Source organism: Mycobacterium sp. IS-1556 (genome assembly GCF_001499985.1).
In the GTDB taxonomy this organism is placed as follows: Bacteria; Actinomycetota; Actinomycetes; order Mycobacteriales; family Mycobacteriaceae; genus Mycobacterium.
On the sequence record NZ_LQIM01000001.1, the window covers coordinates 246864 to 263550 of the forward strand.

16 protein-coding genes are annotated in these 16687 nt (G+C 66.7%); 1 reads left to right on the forward strand and 15 read right to left on the reverse strand.

Annotation, left to right across the window (positions count from 1 at the left end; genetic code table 11):
* Window positions 1-7 precede the first annotated feature (7 nt).
* From AU187_RS01210 to fadD5, 13 genes are all read right to left on the reverse strand, one after another.
* Window positions 8-970 (reverse strand): prolipoprotein diacylglyceryl transferase, encoded by a 963-nt coding sequence (locus AU187_RS01210; RefSeq protein WP_059100631.1) that lies wholly within the window; start codon window positions 968-970, stop codon window positions 8-10.
* Window positions 937-1488, reverse strand: coding sequence for an Rv1363c family protein (locus AU187_RS01215; protein WP_059100630.1), 552 nt, complete (start codon window positions 1486-1488; stop codon window positions 937-939). Before AU187_RS01215 ends, AU187_RS01210 begins: the two co-directional genes overlap by 34 nt.
* The gene (locus tag AU187_RS01220; RefSeq protein ID WP_082683693.1) at window positions 1485-2468 is read right to left on the reverse strand and encodes an RDD family protein; all 984 of its coding nucleotides are present in this window, start codon (window positions 2466-2468) and stop codon (window positions 1485-1487) included. The genes AU187_RS01215 and AU187_RS01220 overlap by 4 nt, the downstream gene beginning before the upstream one ends.
* Window positions 2465-3109, reverse strand: coding sequence for an Rv1363c family protein (locus AU187_RS01225; protein ID WP_059100629.1), 645 nt, complete (start codon window positions 3107-3109; stop codon window positions 2465-2467). Before AU187_RS01225 ends, AU187_RS01220 begins: the two co-directional genes overlap by 4 nt.
* Window positions 3079-4644, reverse strand: a complete 1566-nt coding sequence (locus AU187_RS01230) for an MCE family protein (protein ID WP_059100628.1) — start codon at window positions 4642-4644, stop codon at window positions 3079-3081. Before AU187_RS01230 ends, AU187_RS01225 begins: the two co-directional genes overlap by 31 nt.
* A gap of 3 nt (window positions 4645-4647) precedes the next feature.
* Complete coding sequence (locus tag AU187_RS01235; RefSeq protein ID WP_059100627.1) at window positions 4648-5802, reverse strand: MCE family protein; 1155 nt, start codon at window positions 5800-5802, stop codon at window positions 4648-4650.
* Window positions 5803-5864: 62 nt separating this feature from the next.
* Window positions 5865-7517 carry a virulence factor Mce family protein gene (locus AU187_RS01240; protein ID WP_059100626.1) on the reverse strand — a complete coding sequence of 551 codons (1653 nt, stop codon included), beginning with the start codon at window positions 7515-7517 and terminating at the stop codon, window positions 5865-5867.
* 3 nt (window positions 7518-7520) lie between these two features.
* Window positions 7521-9095 (reverse strand): MCE family protein, encoded by a 1575-nt coding sequence (locus AU187_RS01245; protein WP_059100625.1) that lies wholly within the window; start codon window positions 9093-9095, stop codon window positions 7521-7523.
* Window positions 9092-10123 (reverse strand): virulence factor Mce family protein, encoded by a 1032-nt coding sequence (locus AU187_RS01250; RefSeq protein WP_059100624.1) that lies wholly within the window; start codon window positions 10121-10123, stop codon window positions 9092-9094. Before AU187_RS01250 ends, AU187_RS01245 begins: the two co-directional genes overlap by 4 nt.
* A complete protein-coding gene (locus AU187_RS01255; protein ID WP_059100623.1) occupies window positions 10120-11331 on the reverse strand; it encodes an MCE family protein in 1212 nt (403 codons plus the stop codon). Before AU187_RS01255 ends, AU187_RS01250 begins: the two co-directional genes overlap by 4 nt.
* Window positions 11332-11335: 4 nt before the next feature.
* Window positions 11336-12205 (reverse strand): MlaE family ABC transporter permease, encoded by an 870-nt coding sequence (locus AU187_RS01260; protein WP_059100622.1) that lies wholly within the window; start codon window positions 12203-12205, stop codon window positions 11336-11338.
* A gap of 1 nt (window position 12206) precedes the next feature.
* A complete protein-coding gene (locus AU187_RS01265) occupies window positions 12207-13001 on the reverse strand; it encodes an MlaE family ABC transporter permease (protein ID WP_059100621.1) in 795 nt (264 codons plus the stop codon).
* 211 nt (window positions 13002-13212) lie between these two features.
* Entirely contained in the window at window positions 13213-14886 is a 1674-nt protein-coding gene (gene fadD5, locus AU187_RS01270) for a fatty-acid--CoA ligase FadD5 (RefSeq protein ID WP_059100620.1), read from the reverse strand.
* Between the two features lie 134 nt (window positions 14887-15020).
* Here fadD5 and AU187_RS01275 point away from each other — a divergent pair, with 134 nt between their 5' ends.
* On the forward strand, window positions 15021-15713 hold the full coding sequence (locus AU187_RS01275) for a GntR family transcriptional regulator (protein ID WP_231740369.1): 693 nt from the start codon (window positions 15021-15023) through the stop codon (window positions 15711-15713).
* Between the two features lie 79 nt (window positions 15714-15792).
* Here AU187_RS01275 and AU187_RS01280 read toward each other — a convergent pair whose 3' ends face one another.
* Window positions 15793-16233 (reverse strand): SRPBCC family protein, encoded by a 441-nt coding sequence (locus AU187_RS01280; RefSeq protein ID WP_059100618.1) that lies wholly within the window; start codon window positions 16231-16233, stop codon window positions 15793-15795.
* A gap of 16 nt (window positions 16234-16249) precedes the next feature.
* Window positions 16250-16687, reverse strand: coding sequence for an acyl-CoA thioesterase (locus AU187_RS01285; protein WP_059100617.1), 438 nt, complete (start codon window positions 16685-16687; stop codon window positions 16250-16252).

The following is a 16687-nucleotide window of genomic DNA, read 5'->3' on the forward strand; positions in this document are numbered from 1 at the left end:
GACCGGGTTACAACTGCGGCGTCAGATCCAGCGACGTGATGGTCGACATGCGGGTGATCAGCCACTTCGCATCTCGGCGTTCCATCGTCAACCGGTAGGACAGGTAGCGCAGCGACGGGATGTTCTTGGTCATCGGGCTGGTGGCCACCGAATTGGTGTAGACGATCGCGGTGGCTTCCGTCGGGGTCAGGGTTTCCACCGCAGCGCCGAGCACCTGGGTGGTGTTGGTGACCTTCGCCTGCTTGTTCGTCGCGACGATCGCGTCGATGTACTTGCGGTACTCGTAGGCGAAGTCACCGCCGAGGAACGCCGCCGCTCTGTCCGGCAGTGTTTCCATGTTGTCCGGCGTGTACGTCCACAGCGTGGAGATCGCCCTCGCGGCCGTGCTCGCCACCTCGAGCTTGGTGTTGACCTCGGCACGTTCGGCGAGGTACGGCTGTAGGGTCGCCCCGGCGAACGCCGCGGCGCCGACGAACAACACCGCCGCCGCCACCGCAGCGGCGATGAGCCGCCTGCCCGCGGGCCGATGCGGCACGAACCTCACTTCCTGTGGCTCCGCGTCGGATTCGGCGGTGTCGGACTCGTCGGCCGCCTCCGCTTGCGGTTCGCCGGCGGCGGATTCGACGTCGGGTTCGGCGTCAGGTTGCGGCTCGTCGACATCGGATTCGGCGTCGGGTTGGGCGGGCTCAGCTTGCGGTTCGTCGACTTCGGATTCGGCGTCGGGTTGCTCGGCCGCCTCCGGTTCAGACACTTGGGTTCGGGCCCTGCGGTTCGCCTTGCCCACCGGCCGCGGCGCGGGCTTCGCTTCGTCGCGAGCCACGTCCTCCGTCTCCTCGGCGACGGCCGAATCCGGCTCGGACGCCGACTCTTCCGGCCGCCGGCGGAGGGAGAACCACCGCCGGCGACGACGCGGCGTGGCGGCGGCTTCCCCAGTGGTCAGATCACCTGGATCAGCTGGCTGATCTTCCACTGCTGTCCTTCCTTGATAGCCGTTGCTATCCAACGATTTCCGCTTTCGACCGTCGACTTGCCGTCCGCCGCTTTGGTGGTGACCTTGGTCGCGACCAGGACGTCGGCGCTGCCGTTGTCGTTCCACCGCTGCACCCCCGCGGCGAGCACGGTGCCGGTGGTGGGCTCGGCCCGCGCCACCTGGATCAGGATCTCGTTCTGCTTCTCCTTGAACATCTTCGCGAAGTCGCCGGTGCCCTCCGCCAGGATCCGTTCCACATACGCGTTGGCGTGGAACGGATCCAGCGTCGTGTAATCGGTCATGAACTGGCTGACGTAACCGAGTGCGGCGGCGTCCTTCACCGCGGCGCGCCGATCGGATTCGTGGCTGACCAACATCAGCGCGCCGGCCGTGATCGAGGCGGCCATCAACAGCGACGCGACCACGGCGATGACCGGTAGCGCCCAGCGCCGCGGCGGCCTCGGCGCCACTTCGAAGAAATCCCGCTCGTCGGATCCGACCTTGCGCCGCGGGCTCATCGGCCCTGCGCGTTCATGTGCGGTCTCTTCAACACCGTGAGATTCGCGACCTGCCACTGGCCGTCGTCCGACTTCTCGAAATCCGCTCGCACGGTTGCGGTGATGAACTTCAGGTTCTTCGGATCGTCGCCGCGCTGGCCCTGCATCGCCAGCAGCATCTCGGCCTCGTCGGGCGACGCTGAAAGCACCGCGCTGCTCACTGCCCAGTACGAGTTGGAGGTGATGCCCGCGTCCTGCGCGGACCGCTGCTGGGCGACCAACTGATCCCGGTAACCGTCGGTGGTCAGGGCCTGGGCGCGTGCGAAGTCCTCCTGCATGGTGTCGCGCTTGTAGCTGAGCATCTGCTCGACGATCCGTGGTCCCTGCTCAGTGATCTGCTGCCTGGTCTCCTCCACCGCGCGCTCGTGCCGGTACACCACCCAGTAGTTGATTCCGATCGCGGCCGCGCAGCCGATCGTCGCGACGATCAGCGCAATTGCGGTCAGCTTGCGCACATTTCGCGCCGGCCGCGCCGTCGGCCGAACTTCGGTCCGCAGCAGAAGGTCGGCGAAGGTCCGGCGGCGGCGATCCCATAGCGGCCACAACCAGCCGATGAACAGCGCCGCGGTGTCGAGCAGGTGCGCGACGTCACGAATCAGCAGCCGCCACACTCCGACCGGTGAGCCGTCCCGCTTCACGACCGCGATGCCGAACACCGCGCGGCCCAGCGAGAAGCCGGCGATGCCAGGCAGCACAAGGCGATTGACCGCGATCAACAACACCACGACGACCACGGCGGCGATGTATCCCCACCACAGCGGACTGCGCAGCGGCGCGGTCAGCGAAACCAATGCCAGCGTCACCAGCACGGCGACACCGATCAGGACATCGATGGCGAACGCGCCGGCCCTGGCCGCCCACGACGCCACCGGCTCCACGGCGACCTCCTCGGCGGTCGGCGAGTCCGGGGTGGTGTCGAGTGTCAGGGTCGACGACGTCACGATGTGACCTGATCCAATTCGGCGATCTTGTAGGTCCCGTCTTCCGGCGCCATCCGCACACGCAGCCGGTAGCCCTGCTCCTGATCGGCGGTGTCGGAGTTGGTGACCTTGACCCGCACCGCGACCAGGATGTCGAACGATCCGTCGTCGTTGTGCTTCTCCACCGCTGCGCGCATATCCGAGACCTGCACCCGCACGTCGGCGGCCTGGTACGCGTCGACAAGGACTCCCGCGTACAGCGAGGACTGCACGGCGAAGTCGCCGGTCGAGCAGTCGATGATCTTGGTCTGCGCCGCGGTCATTGCGGCGGTGTCGGGCGCATGTGTCGCCGCCACACAATCCTTGGCCGCCTGCAGTGCGGCCGCTTCGGCGCGCTCGCTGGCCGCGACCCGTTGGTCATTCTTGAACAACAGGAAACCCGCGACGCCCCCGGCGACAGCGAGCGCGAGCAGCGCTGCGCAGATGCAGCCGGCCATGCCGCGGCCGATCCGCGATGGTCGGCGTGGATCGGTCGAAGTCTGTTCTTCGGTGGTGTCCGGTTCCTCGGCGGGCTCTGGATCTGGGGATACTGCTAACGACTCGTCGGGCGTCTCATCAGCATCGGTGGGGTTCAGCTGGCGGGTGCCAGCATCTCCTTCCATCCGTCGTCTCCTGGGTTACTCGAGTTGCTGACGTTGTACTTCACGCCGTCGGGTCCGACCACCTGGCCGCTGGTCGGGCTGTACACCGCCGTAGAGCCGGGTGGCCCTGGTGCCGGAGTGTAGATGCAGGGATTGGGTTGTTGTCCACTGCAGGTCACGCTGCCCTGTCCGGGCGGGCTCAGGGGATCACTGACCGGCGCCGTTGAGTTCGGCGGCGGCAGGTCGCTGGCGGGTGCCGGGTTCAGTCCGTTGTTGACCGACGGCGCCTGCATGACGCCGCGGCCCGGGTTCACGCCCTGGTCGCAGCGCGCGCCAGGGGCCGGGCAGGACAGGACCTGGTTCGGGTCGCCGTACCACGGGTTGGTGCCCAGCGGAACGTACGGTTCGTCGCTGCGGCACTCCATCGGGGTCGCGGCCCGCTTACCCGGAACGTCGACGCACGGATAGTTGCGCGCGCCGCGTACGACGTTGCCCTGGTAGTCCTTCGGGATCTTGCAGTAGGTACCGCGCGGCAGCGGCGCCATGCTGGTGTCGGCCGGCGAGCGCCATTCCGACGCGGGCAGGAAGCCGGTCAGGCATGGCGGCGGCTGGTTGATCCCCAGCGCCAGCGGGAGCTGACCCAGGTCCTCGAACAACGTGCCCGCCTGCGCGGCCACCGAGCCCTGGGGCAGGACCACCAGCGTCTGCTCCAGGCCCTTGTTGTACCGCTTGAGCATGTCGATGACGACGGTGAGGTTCGCCAGCGTCTGCGGCAACGACTCGCGCACACCGCTGAACACCGCCGACAGCTGGTCGAGCGTGGGTGGGGCCTGCTGCAGGCCGCTTCGCAGCGCCGCATCCTGCTCGGCCGCCTGCGCGGCGATCACGTTGAGGTTGCGCGACCACTGCTCGATGTTGTCGCCGGACTGCACCTGGCTGTCCAGGATCGGTCCTGCGTTGGTGATGATGTCGTTGACCTGCGGCAGGTTGTCGCGGAATCCCTGCGCGATGTTGGTCGTGGAATCCACCAGCCGCTGCAGCGCCGGGCCGAGCCCGCCGACCGCCTGTGACGTCTCGGTCAGTAGCGCGTCGATCTTCTCCTTGGGCAGTACGGCCAGACCCTTGTTCGCGGCATCCAGCGCCGGGCCGACCTCGCTGGGCACGGTGCTCTCGGTGATCGTCGAGCCCGGCGCCAGGTACTGGCCCGGGTCGCCCGTCGAGACCAGATCCAGGTACTGCTCGCCGATCGCCGATACCGAGTGCACGTTCGCGGTCGCGTCGGCGGGGATCTTGTAGCGGTCATCGATGCTCATCACCGCCAGCGCTCCCCGCTCGGTCGGCTCGACCGAGGTCACCTTGCCGATCTGCGTGCCGCGGTAGGTGACGTTGGCCGTCGCGTACAGGCCGCCCGAGCGTGGGAGCTCGGCCTTCAACTCGTACTGGCCGATTCCGACAAGGCTGGGGATGCGCAGGTAGTACCACCCCAGCACCACCACCGCGATGATCGTCAGGATGGTGAACAGCACAAGCTGGATTCTGATGAACCTGGTCAGCACAGCTCACTCACCCCTTTCCACCAGCGGGCCGTTCGGCGCGTTGTGCGCGTTCGGCGTGAACCGCACGTCCGGAATCATCGTGGCCGGGTCGCGACCCCACGCCTGCTCGAGCGCGCGCAGCATGCCCGAGACACCGGTACCCGACAGGATGCCGTTGTCGACCGCGGACAGCGTCAGGTCCACCATCAGCGACACGTTGAGGTAGTCACCGCGTACCACCTTCGGCACGTTCTCGATCGAGAACGGCGCGGTCAGCATGATCTTGAGCGCGCCGATCAGGTACGGCGACGCGCGTCCCAGCTGCTTGAGGGGGCGTTGCAGGTTCTGCAGGTTGGTGTGCAGGTTGTCGCTGGCAGGTGCCAACGCGTTGTCGGCGGCCCGGCTGATCCGGCCGACGGCCTCCACCGCGTCGGCGAACAGATCACGCGTCTCGGCGAAATGCTTGATCAGCGGCGGGAACTCGGTCAGCACCCGGTCCAGGGTGTCGTTGCGCTCAGCGACGATTGTCAGCAACCGGTCGGTGGAATCGATTGCGCGGGTGATGTCCTGGCGCTGCTGGTTTAGCTCGGCGGTGAAGGTGTCCAGCTTGTTGAAGAACTCGCGGATCTCATCGGCCCGGCCATTGAGCACGTTGAAGATCTCGGTCTGGATCACCTCGAGGTTCTGCACCCCCCCGCCCTGCAGGATGGTGGCGATGCTCGCCAGCACCCGCTCGGTGCTCGGGTAGGCCGACGAGTTCGCGAGCGGGATCGTGTCACCGCTTTGCAGCGGCTCCGGCGACGGGTTTGGTGGCGGCTCCAGCTCGACATGCTGCGAGCCCAACAGGCTGGTCTGACCGATGCGGGCCAGGGCGTTCTTGGGCAATTCGATGTCGGGCTGCACGTCCAGCGTCAGCGTCGCCACCCAGTTCTTCAGTTCGATCGCGCGCACCCGGCCGACGTAGACGTCGGCGACGCGGACGCGGCTGTTGACGTTGAGCGCCAACGTATCCGGCATCTGGACGTAGATCGTCATCGCGTCCGGCCCGGTGCCCGGCCCTCCCGGCAGCGGTACGTTCGCGATGCCCTTCCAGTTACCGCAGGAACTCACCACGAGGACCAGCGCGCTCAGCGCGACTACGCGCTGAGCGATCCTGCGCCACTTGCGCACGCTCATCATCGGCCGTCTGTTCTTCGCGCGAGCGCTCATCACCGGCTGTCTGTTCTTCCCGCGAGCGCTCATCACCGGCCTGCCTCTGCTGGTAGCGGCGGTCCTGCCGGCGCCGGCGGCGCGGCCGGCGCAGGCCCCACACCGGGAGCCGGTAGCGGCCCGGCCATCGCCGCTCCGCCCGGATCACCGGGGACCACGCCCGGCGCCGGCGGTGGCGGCGGCCCCGGCTGCGGGTACCACGGCGGCGGTAGGGGGTTGTTCTGATCGAACGCGTTCGGCGGGCCGGGCAGGTTGCCGTTGCGCGTCGTGCCGAATGCCGGTGGCGCCGCGGGGATCACGCAGTTGGGTCCACCGAGCAGTTCCGCGAGGCACTCCGGCGTCATCATGTTCGCCGTGAACGGCTGCACGTCGACGCCCTGCATACCCGGTGCGGCGACCCAGCCCGGTTCGTGGTTGCCGTGCGAGAACAAGGTGTCGCGCGACCAGATGCCGGGGACCGTGGTGTCCTTGTATCCCGGCGGCGGTTGCAGCCGCGGCTCGGAATACGCGATGTGCTTGGGCAACGTCAGCGCCGAGGTGAACATGTTCATACCGAACGGCGGGAAGTTGAACTTGATCGCGTCCAGGATCGGTGCAAGGTACTGCGCACACATCTCCGCTGATTCCTGGTAGCCGAGCCTGCTGCCCGCCTGGATCGAGCTGCAGATGAACTGAAGCGGGTTGGCGAAGTTGTTGATCACCGGGATGCCCATCACGCCACCGGTCACCGGCGAGATGATGTTCATCAGGTTCGCGGCCAGCGTGGGGAACACGTGCAGGGCGGTCTCCAGACCGTTGCGCGGCTCCGGCTGCAGGATCGCGGTGGTCGCCTCGGCCAGGTTGTTGACGTCGGTGGTGAGCACCTCGGCGTTCTCGTCGAGGAATCCGCGGGTCGTCGTCAACAGCTGGTTGAGGTCCTGCAGCGCGTTTGCGACCTCACGGTCGGTGTTGGTGAACGCGTTGGTGAACTCGGCGAGGTCGTTGTTCAGCGCGACGAACTGCTGATCGCTCTGGTGCAACGCGTTGACGAACAGCGCCAGGCTTTTCACCACGCTGAAGAAGTCGTCGCGGCCCTCGTTGAGCGCGAACAGCGCCTCGGACAGATTGTTCAACGTCTCGTTGAGCTGCTTGCCCTTGCCCGCGAAGCCGTCGGCGGCGGATTCGATGATGTCGCCGAACGGGCCCTTGGGCTGGTCCGGCGTCGGCCCAAGATCGGTCAGGATGCGGTTGATCGAGTCACGCAACTCGTCGTACTCGACCGGCACCTGCGTACGGTCCAGCGGGATGACCGCGCCGTCCTCCATCACCGGCCCGCCGGTGTACGGGGGCGCCAGCTGGATGGTGCGCGACGCCACCAGGCTCGGGTTCAGGATCGACGCGGTGGCGTTCGCGGGCACCTTGTACTTGTTCTCGTAGTGCAGGGTGACCTTCATCTTGTCGCCGGCCGGTTCGATCTTGTCGATCGCGCCGACCTTCACGCCCATGATCTGCACCTTGTCGCCGGGATACAGCGCCAGCGTGTCGGTGAAATAGGCGACGACGGTGTTGGTGGTCAGCTTCTTGTACAGGTTGTAGCCGACGAAGGCGGCCACGAGCGCCAGCACCACGACGAGCGCGCCGATGATGACGGTCACCCGGGAAACCTTGGGCAACTTCAGATTTCGGATGTTGAAGATCGTCGTCATCGATCAGCCCCCCTGTCCCTGAGAGAGCGGCGGCAGGAACGGCGGGTTCCCCGGCAGCGGTGGCGTGTTGGCGGGCGGCAGCTGCTGACCGGGCCCCGGAACCGCCGGCGCAGGCAACGCCGGTGGCAGCGGCGCGATGCCGGGCGTGAAATCCGGAGGCAGCGGCGGTTGCGGCCCGACCGGCACGGTGCGCGCACCGGGCGGGGCCGGCTGCAGCGGCATGTCCGCACCCGGCACCGGCGGCGAGATCTGACCCGGGATCGCCGCGGCCGGCACGCCCGGCGACGGTTGTGGGCCGTGCGCGTTCGGGTCGGAGGTCGCCACATTGGGCGGCGGGTACGCGGGACCGCCGAACGGTCCGACGGACAGATCCGCGCATGGCAACGGGTCGGCGGGTGTCGGCAGACCGTCGGCCGGCGGCGTGTACGAGCACGGCGACCCCTTCAGCACACCGGGTCCCGGGTTCTCGGGAGTGCCTTCGAGCACGGCGGGTCCCGGCGGCGGGGCGCCGTTCTCGAAGCCCTGCGCGTTCGGGTCCGGGAACCGCCAGGCGGGCAGGCCGGCGTCGCGCCAGAACTTCTGCGGGTCGATACCGCGCTTCTTGAAGGCGGCGTCCACGAACGGCTGCAGGATCTGGCCCGGCAGCAAGTTGACCAGCATGACCTTGAAGTAGGGGCCCGAGGCCACCGCTTCACCGAGCGACGCCACGAAGCTTGCGACCGTGGTCAGGGTGTCCATCAGGTCGTACTTGCGGTCGACCAGCACGCCGCTGACCTCGCGCAGTTGTTCGAGCACCCGGTTGAGGTTCGGGTTGTCGTCGATCAAACCCTTGACCTGTTCGGAGAAGGAGCCGACGCGTTCGAGCAGCATGCTCACCGCGTACTGGCGCTCGGTGATCGCGCCGAGCAGCGTCTGGGCGTTCACCAGCAAGTTGTTGATCTGCTGGCTGCGGTTGCCGAGGATGCCCGCAATCTTGTTGGCGTTGGCCAGCAGCTTCTTGATGTCCTCGTCGCGCTTGCCGATGGTGTCGGAGAACCGGGCCACCCCGTCGAGCGCGGCGCTCAGGTGCGGATAGGTCTGGTCGATGGTCTCCGAGAGCACGTTCAGCGAACGCTTCACGGTTTGGGTGTCCCAGTCCGAGGCGGCCTTCGTCACGTCGAAGAACGCGTCGTAGATCTGGTACGGCGTGGTGGTCTGGCCAAGTGGCAGAACACCGTTCGCGCGCAACGGTTCCGAACCGCGTGGCTCGATCTCCATGGTGCGGCGGCCGAGAATGGTGTCGGTGCGGATGGCCGCGCGGCTGTCGGTGCCGATCTGGGTGCCGCCGAGCCCGTAGCCGATCTTGACCTTGTCGCCCTCGATCTCCATGCTGCGCACGGTGCCGACGTCCACGCCGGCGATGCGCACTTTGTCGCCCGTGCCGATGCCCCCGGTGTCGGAGAAGTACGCGTAGTAGGTGGGTGACGCGAACAGCATCGGGACGCTGGCGAAGCTCTGTCCCACGCCGATGACGATGACCAGGATGACGATGCCCATCAACCCGTTTCGAACCCGGTTCGACCCCTCGAGCGTCCTCATTGCGGCGTGCACCTACCCGACGGCTGGCTGAAGAGTTTGACGGTCCGTACCGGCCCGCCCGGCTGAAGGCCGTTGAGGCGCAGCGAGATATCGCAGGCGTAGAAGTTGAAGAAGTCGCCGTAGATACCGCCGGCCCGGCCGATGATCTTGAACGCGGTCGGCAGCCTCGTCAGGATGTCGTTGAGCTGGTCCTTCTGATCGATCAGCGGTTGCTGGATGACCTCGAGATGGCCGACGGTGCTCTGCAGCAGCGGCCGGTTGTCGGCGAGCAGGTCGGCGACCGTGCCCGCCGCGTCGCTGATGTCGGCGACGGAGCTGGCGATCGGATCCGCGCGGTTCTTCAAGCCGGTGATCAGCTTCTCGAAATCCTGCACCGTTTGGTCGAATTCGGCCTGGTGCTTGACCGTGGTGTCCAGCACGGTGTTGAGGTTGCGGATCACCTCGCCGATCGCCTGGTCGCGGTCGGCCAGCGCCGAGGTGAGCGAGGCGGTCTGATCGAGGATGTCGTTGATCGTGCCGCCCTGGCCCTGGAAGACCGTGATGATCGACTGGGCGATGGTGTTGACCTTCTCCGGGTCGAGCGCCCGGAACACCGGCCGGAAGCCGCCGATCAGCGCGTCGAGGTCCAGCGCGGGCTGGGTCTGCTCGAGCGGGATCGTGGCGCCGCTCGGCAGCCGCTTGTCGCTGTCGCCGCGCTTGAGTTCCAGGTAGCGGTCGCCGATCAGGTTCAGGTAGCGCACGGAGGCGGTGGTGCCCTCGAACAACGGCAGCGATCGGTCGACATTGAACTTGACCTTCGCGTGCGATCCACCGTTGACCAACTCGACGCTGTCGACCTTGCCGACCTCGACGCCCGAGGCACGGACGAACTGGCCGGCGCGCAGTCCGCTGGCGTTGGAGAAGATCGCCGAATAACTGGTGGTGCTGTCGAAACGCATCTGACCGAACACCACCACGATGATCGCGGTGAACAGCAGCAGCACCACTGAGAAGGCGCCGAGCTTGATGGCGGTACCGGTGATTTTCATGGGTTGATCGTGTTCTCCCCGACCTGGCGGCCCCAGACGTACTCGATCAGGATCGGCTGGCCCAACTCGAAGTGGTTGTACGGCGCGATCGAGGCTCCCGTGTCCATGACGAGGTACGGGGCGGGCCACAGGTCGCGGGTGACCGGCTGCCAACAACCGGGACGTCCTTCAGGGCCGCCGCGCGCATTCACCCGTGGCAGGTTGTCCGGATAGACGTAGGGGTTCGCCGCGCCCATCAGCTCCGACAGCGTGCGCAGGGAGTAGCCGTTGCCGCCGAGTGACGCCGCCACCTTGGGCTGCACATCGTGGAAGTTGCGGATCGTGCAGAACAGCGCCGGGCTGTATTCGTCGAGGAGTTCCGAGGTGATGATGAGGTCCTCCGCGCCACGCACCAGATACGGCCCGCTGCGCTCGAAGACCTCCCCGCCGATGTTGCCGAACCCGACGGCCGCCATCAGCGCCTGATCGATGTTGCCCTGCTGCTGGTTGAGCGTGCGGGCGGTGGTGACCGCGTTCTCCAGGCCCGCGAACAGATCGGGCGCCGCGTTCGCGTACACCTCGCCGAGGTCGGCCAGCAGCCGGTTGTCCCGGCGGAGTTCGGGCATCCGGGCATTGACGTCGGTGAGGATCTCGTTGCCGTTGATGATCGACTGTCCGAACCGGTCGCCCAGCCCGTCGAGCGCCTCGGCGGTCGCGGCCAGTGTCTGGTTCAGCTTGATCGGGTCGACCTGCTCGGAAAGCGACACGATGGTCTCGAACAACGTGTTGAACTCCGTCGTGACGTTCGTCACGTCGATCACATCGGCCGGCGTGATCCGTTGCGGTGTCGGGTTTTCCGGCGACGAGAAGTTGACGTACTTGTTGCCGAACACCGTGGTCGCGTCGATGCTGGCATCGACGTTCTTCGGAATCAGTTTGAGGTACTTGGGATCGACGTTGAGCGTGATCTTGGCTCTCGGCTCGTCACCGACGGTGACTGCCTCGACGTTGGCCACCCGGCCGATCTCGACGCCGTTGTAGGTCACCTTGGCGCCGGGGTCCATGGACAGGCCGGACCGCGCGGCCATCAAGGTCAGCTGCTCACGGTTGAGGAAGTCGCCGCGAAACTGCATGTACACCAGCACCAGAGCGACGATCGTCAACAGCGTCAACACCAGGCCCGCGAGCTTGTACGGCGGGGTGCGCGGATTGTTCAGCGGTGCGGTCATGGCGCTACACCGTCAGGTTGAAGTTCGGGTCGACGCCGTAGAGCGCCAACGCAACCAGCAGAACCACCACTGCCACCGCCACCAGTGACGCCCGCATGGCTCGGCCGACGGCCTCACCGACGCCCACCGGACCGCCGCTGGCGAAATAGCCGTAGTAGCAGTGGTTCACCATCACGATGACCGAGATGATGAGTACATCCATGAATGACCAGAAAACGTCCTCGGGACGGAGGAACGTGCGGAAGTAGTGCTCGTACGTGCCCGTCGACTGGCCGTAGAAAAGTGTGGTGGTGACCTGACCGGAGAGGAACGACAGGATCATCGCGATCGCATACAGCGGGATGATCACGACGAACCCGGCCATGATTCGGGTGGAGACCAGGTATGAGATCGACTTGATGCCCATCACTTCGAGCGCATCGATCTCCTCGCTGATCCGCATGGCGCCGAGTTCGGCGGTGGCGCCGGCACCGACCGTCGCGGCCAACGCGACCCCAGCGACCAAGGGCGCGGCGGATCTCACGTTGATCATCGCGGCGAAGAAACCGGTGAATGCCTCCACACCGATGTTGCCCAGGGAGGCGAAACCCTGGATCGCGACGAGCGATGAACCGGACAGGCTGACGAATCCGACAATCGCGGAGGTGCCGCCGACGACCGCCATCGCGCCGGTGCCCAGGCCGATTTCGGCGATCAGTCGCAGGGTTTCCTTGCGGTAGTAGCGCAGCGCGTGCGGAATCGAGCCGATCGTGGTGACGACGAACCACGCGACGTGTCCGACGCTGTCGAGGAAACGGGTGGGGGCGCCGGCCACACTCTTGGTGCGCTCGTATGCCCGCGGAAACCGAGAGCGCAGGACCGTTGTCGTCGACACGTCAGCTCCCTGTACCGAATCGGACACCGATCGTGGTCAGCACCACGTTGACGGCGAACAGGGCGATCACGCAGAGCACCAGCGTCTCGTTGACCGCGGTCCCGACGCCCTTGGCGCCGCCCGACACCGTGAGTCCGCGGTAACAGCCGACCAGTCCGGCGATCAAGCCGAACGTACCGGCCTTGACGATCGAGATGACCACTTCCGGTAGACCGGTGATCAGCGTGAGCGTGGATACATATGCGCCCGCGGAGACGTTCTGGAGGTAGACGCCGAACACGAATCCACCGACCAGGCCGATGGTGATCACCGCGCCGTTGAGCAACAGGGCGACAAAGGTGGAGGCGACGACGCGGGGCACCACCAGTCGGTGGATCGGGTCGATGCCGAGCACCTCGAGCGCGTCGATCTCCTCGCGGATGGTGCGCGCGCCGAGGTCGGCGCAGATGGCTGTGGAGCCAGCCCCGGCGACGACGAGCACGGTCACCAGCGGACCGAGCTGGGTGACCGCACCGATCGCCGCCCCGGCACCGGAGACGTCGGCAGCGCCGAACTCCGCGAGCAGGATGTTCAGCAGGAAGATCAAGAGGACCGTCAACGGCGCTGACACGGCGAGGGTCGGCAGGAACGACACCCGGAACAAGAACCAGCTCTGCAGGATGAACTCGCGCCACTGAAACGGTTTGAACAGGGCTTTGCCGGTGAGCACGCACATGCGCACGAAACCGCCCACGGCCTCCAGCGCGGGTCTGGTCTGATCGCGGACGTAACCGACTACGCCGGTCGACGCCGTCACCAGTGTGCTCCCGCGGCGCAACGGCGACTGTCGCGGTGCACCGGCAGCCCCTGTCGCACGTCCCCTCCTTGCCCCGACCTCACGGCTGTAATCCCGGTCTCCCTACCCGTCGGTAGTAAGACGGACCACAGGAATGTACCCGATGCCTTTCGCGCCGTGCAGTGCATCCGGCGGATTGAGCCCATAACCGTTAGCAAACCCAATTCGGCCCTCAGTCGGTCGGCGCCGGAGCAGAATTCGTTGGCGCACCGATACTTTCATCAGCGTCAATCAGACCTACGGTCCCAAAACGTGCGCGCAGTTCGGTTTTCAGAACTTTGCCGGCGGGGTTGCGCGGCAACGCGTCTACGACCTCGAGCGCCTTCGGGTGCTTGTACCGGGCGAGCCGCTCGGTGAGGAACGCGTCAAGATCACGCAGGTCAAGATCGGTCTGATCTCCTGTGCCGAGCGCGACGACCGCCACGGGCACCTCGCCCCACCTGTCGTCCGGTCGACCGATCACGGCGACCTCGGCGATGGCCGGGTGGGCGGCGAGCGCGTTCTCGACCTCGGCGCAGTAGATGTTCTCGCCGCCGGAGATGATCATGTCCTTCTTGCGGTCCACGACCCAGACGTAGCCCTCCTCGTCCTGGCGGACGAGGTCGCCGGAATGGAACCAGCCGCCCGCGAACGCTTCCGCGGTGGCCGCGGGGTTGTTCCAGTAGCCGGCCATCAGCGTCGGTGCGCGGTAGACGATCTCGCCGACCTGTCCGACCGGGACGTCGTTCATGTCCTCGTCGACGACGCGGGCGGCCACGGTGGGGATCACCTTGCCGACCGAGCCGAGCTTGCGGATCGCGTCCTCGCCCAACAGCATGCAAGTCACCGGCGACATCTCGGTCTGGCCGAAAGCGGCGAGGATCTGGGTGCCCGGGAACGTCTCGGCCATCTGGCGCAGCAGGGTGTCCGACGCCGGTGCGGCGCCCCAGGACAGCACCCGCAGGCGCAGCTCGCGCGGCCGGGCCTGCTGTGCGGCGCACACCGCCTGCCACTGCGCGGGCACCAGGAAGATGCCCGTGACCTGCTCGGCTTCCAGCACGTCGAGCAACTCGTCGGGGTCGAACGCCCCCAGCGGGTAGATCACGGTCGGGCGGCCCAACAGCAGGCCGGGGATCATGTTGCCGATGCCCGCGATGTGGAACAGCGGCACGCCGATGAAGCCGACATCGTTGTTGATGTCGGCGCCGTTGGTGAACAGGAACGTCAACGCCTGGCCGGCGAGGTTGGTGTGGGTGAGCACCGCGCCCTTGGGCCGGCCGGTGGTGCCCGAGGTGTACATGATCAGCGCCGGGGAGTCGTTCGGGATGTCTGCAATCTCGGGGGGCGCCGCATCTTCGCCGGCCTCGGCGACCAGGTCGTCGTAGCCGATCACCTGCTGGTCGGTCGCACCCCCGGCGACGATCACGGTGGTCAGCGTCGCTCCGGCGTCTCCGAAGTCACGCACCGCGGTCGCCACGTTGGCCAACACCGCCTCGGTGATTACCACCTCCGCCTGGCAGTCGCTGACCAGGAACGCGATCTCCGGCGGAGTCATGCGGAAGTTGACCGGCACGGCGATCGCGCCGAGCTTGTTGATTGCGAGGAACGACTCGATGAACTCGGTGCGGTTCAGCATCAGGATCAGCACCCGATCGCCGAACTTCACCCCGCGCCTGCTCAACGCGCCGGCGAGGGCGCCCACTCGCTGATCGAGTTCCCGCCAGGTCGTCGTCCGGCCGAGGAACCGCAGCGCGGTGGCTTCGGGCTGCATCAACGCGTGGCGAGCAAGCTGGTTCGTCCAGTTCTGCCTGCGGGCGAGATAGGGCTGTGCGGTGGGATCCGGCTCGATCAACTGCTGATGCTCCATCTGATCCGGGTTGCGCCTGGATGATTTGATCAAAGATATTTGATTACACTGGGTGTTGCCCCGGTCACACTATGGCCTCGGCCGCTTTGGGACAAGCCCGCCTCAGCGCTGGCGAGGAACGACTGGAGACCGCAGTGAACGCACCCACCGCAGCTCGGCGGCGACCGCCGCGGGCGGTGCGGCGCGAACAGCTGTCCGACGAGGTCGCGGCGCTTTTGCGCGCCGACATCATGACCGGCACGCTGCGGCCGGGCACCTTCATCCGGCTGGACGAAACCGCCGCGGCGCTCGGGGTGAGTATCACGCCCGTGCGCGAGGCGCTGCGCACGCTTCGCGGCGAGGGCATGGTGCAACTCGAGCCGCACCGCGGCCACGTGGTGGTACCGCTGACGCGCACCGATGTCGAGGACATCTTCTGGCTACAGGCCACGATCGCCAAGGAGCTGGCGGCCACGGCGGCCGACCGCATCAACGACGCTGAGATCGACGAGTTGGAGGGGCTCAACGACGAGTTGGCCGCCGCCATCGAACGGCACGACGTCGACGAGATCGCCGCCGCGGAATTCGCCTTCCACCGGGCGCTCAACCGGTCCACCGGCCGGATCAAGCTGGCCTGGTTCCTTCTTCATGTCGCCCGCTATCTGCCCGGCCAGATCTACGCCGGCGATCCGCAGTGGGGAGTGTCGGCGGTCGCCGGCCACCGCGAACTCATCGCGGCGCTTCGTCGGCGCGACGTTGCCACCGTTGTCGCGCTGACCGGCGGCGAGTTCACCGACGGCGCGCAGCGTCTGATCGCGCGGCTCGACGAAACGGGACTGTGGAGCTGACTTCCATCGCACGCCGAACGTGGGTTACCCGCACACGTCCGCGTGGATTCGCGTGCAGCGAGCCCACACTCGCCGGATGTCAGGTCGCGGCGAGCTGCTCGGCGCGCGCCTTCAGGTTGCCAGCCAGATAATCGAGAGTGTCGCCGATCGCCTTTTTCACCATCTGCTTGGGAATCGGCAGCTTGGTCTCGACGTCGAGGTCGACGGTCAGCAGTGACGTCGGCCCCATCGACACCACCGAGAATTTCTGTTCCTGCTTGTCGAAATGGTCACCCTGCTGCAGGACGGTGAAGATCTGGTTCTCGCCCGGGTAGTACACCGCGGTGATGAAGGTGCCCGCCTGGCCCTGTACGACGACGTCGAGACGCAGCTGGCTGGGCCGGCCGTCGTCGTAGCGCGCCAACACCCAGCACCCTTTGATCTCTTCGTTCCACTGGGGGTAGGCCTCGAAGTCGGCGACGATCCCCATGATCGCCTCGGCGGAGGCCGCCACCTCGACGGTCTTGCTCACGAGCGGCATCCGACGAGCATATCGACTAGTCGGCCCGCGCCTTTTCCAGCAGTGCGCGGATCTGCTCCGGGATCGGCACCGGTCTGCGGGTGGCCCGGTCGACGTAGACGTGCACCCAGTGCCCCACCGCGGCGACCGGGCGGTCGTGCTGCCACAGCCCCAGCCGGTAGGTGACGCTACTGTTGCCCAACCGCGTCACCGCCAGGCCGACCGACAGCGGCTCCGGGAACCGCAACTCGGCGAGATACCGGCAGCCCGATTCGGCCACCACGCCCAGCCAGGGCACGGCCAGCGGGTCGATCCCGACGCTGGTGTTGATCCAGCCGTTGATCGCCGTGTCGAAGAGTGCGTAGTACACCGCGTTGTTGAGGTGACCGAACATGTCGTTGTCGGCCCACCTGGTCGTCACCGGCCAGTGCACCGGAAAATCGCCCGACGACGGCGACTCCTCGCTTCTGGTCAT

Coding starts and splice junctions, on each gene's coding strand:
- AU187_RS01215 (WP_059100630.1), bottom strand. CDS start 1,488: ATGAGCCCGCGGCGCAAGGTCGGATCCGACGAGCGGGATTTCTTCGAA.
- AU187_RS01225 (WP_059100629.1), bottom strand. CDS start 3,109: ATGGAAGGAGATGCTGGCACCCGCCAGCTGAACCCCACCGATGCTGAT.
- AU187_RS01235 (WP_059100627.1), bottom strand. CDS start 5,802: ATGATGAGCGTGCGCAAGTGGCGCAGGATCGCTCAGCGCGTAGTCGCG.
- AU187_RS01240 (WP_059100626.1), bottom strand. CDS start 7,517: ATGACGACGATCTTCAACATCCGAAATCTGAAGTTGCCCAAGGTTTCC.
- AU187_RS01245 (WP_059100625.1), bottom strand. CDS start 9,095: ATGAGGACGCTCGAGGGGTCGAACCGGGTTCGAAACGGGTTGATGGGC.
- AU187_RS01250 (WP_059100624.1), bottom strand. CDS start 10,123: ATGAAAATCACCGGTACCGCCATCAAGCTCGGCGCCTTCTCAGTGGTG.
- AU187_RS01255 (WP_059100623.1), bottom strand. CDS start 11,331: ATGACCGCACCGCTGAACAATCCGCGCACCCCGCCGTACAAGCTCGCG.
- fadD5 (WP_059100620.1), bottom strand. CDS start 14,886: ATGGAGCATCAGCAGTTGATCGAGCCGGATCCCACCGCACAGCCCTAT.
- AU187_RS01280 (WP_059100618.1), bottom strand. CDS start 16,233: ATGCCGCTCGTGAGCAAGACCGTCGAGGTGGCGGCCTCCGCCGAGGCG.
- AU187_RS01285 (WP_059100617.1), bottom strand. CDS start 16,687: ATGACCAGAAGCGAGGAGTCGCCGTCGTCGGGCGATTTTCCGGTGCAC.